Here is a 1055-nt window from a genome sequence, read left to right on the forward strand (position 1 = left end):
CCGCTAGGGGCTGGGGGTCCCCCAGACTCCGTCCGGGGGACCCCCAGCCCCTAGCGGAACGCATGCCCACAACCGGAGGTAGTTAGGGGCGCGGGCAACTGCGCGACAAGCCCCCACCGGACCCGCAGACGCGCGCGCAGCGCAAGAGGAACCCCGGTAGGCGCAGCGGTGCGTGTCAGCGCACCGGCAGTTGGCGGGGGAGCGGCCGTCGGTCCTCCGTCGGCGCGGTGGCGCGTGGGTGGAGGCGGGGTTCGAGGCCGAAGGTGGTGAAGGCCGTGCGCTCGGGGAGCGCGCAGACCGTCTTGCCGGTGATCGCGTTGAGGATGACGGCGCTGCGCCAGGCGGCGAGTCCGAGGTCGGGGGTGCCGATGCCGTGGGTGTGGCGTTCGGCGTTCTGGACGTGGATGGCGCCGGTGACGAGGGGGTCGAGGACGAGTCGGTGGTGTTCGTCGATGCGGGGGCGGTCGTTGTGGTCGCGGCGGATGTAGGGGTCGAGGGCGGCGAGGAGGGTGTCGGTGCGGCGTTCGCGGTAGCCGGTGGCGAGGACGACGGCGTCGGTGGTGATGCGGGAGCGGGTGCCTTGCTGGGCGTGTTCGAGGTGGAGTTCGACGCGGGTGGTGCCGACGCGGCCGGCGGTGCGGACGAAGACTCCTGGGGTGAGGACGGTGTCGGGCCAGCCTCCGTGGAGGCTGCGACGGTAGAGCTCGTCGTGGATGTCGGCGAGGGTTTCGGTGGCGATGCCCTTGTGGAGTTGCCATTGCTGGGGCAGGAGTTGGTTGCGTACGCCTTCGGGGAGGGCGTGGAAGTAGCGGGTGTAGTCGGGGGTGAAGTGTTCGAGTCCGAGCTTGCTGTATTCCATGGGGGCGAAGGCGGGGGTGCGGGCGAGCCAGTGGATTTTTTCGCGGCCGGTGGGGCGGTTGCGGAGGAGGTCGAGGAAGACTTCTGCGCCGGATTGTCCTGATCCGATGACGGTGACGTGGTCGGCGGCGAGGATCTTCTCGCGGTGGTCGAGGTAGTCGGCGGAGTGGATGACGGGGACGGCGGGGGCTTCGGAG

General features: G+C 70.4%; 1 protein-coding gene. It reads right to left on the reverse strand.

The window, feature by feature from the left end:
- Window positions 1-175: 175 nt before the first annotated feature.
- Window positions 176-1055 (reverse strand): SidA/IucD/PvdA family monooxygenase (locus K6I34_RS37360; protein ID WP_229332455.1); only part of this gene is annotated, 880 nt, incomplete at its 5' end.

Source organism: Streptomyces sp. UNOC14_S4 (assembly GCF_020740835.1).
In the GTDB taxonomy this organism is placed as follows: domain Bacteria; phylum Actinomycetota; class Actinomycetes; order Streptomycetales; family Streptomycetaceae; genus Streptomyces.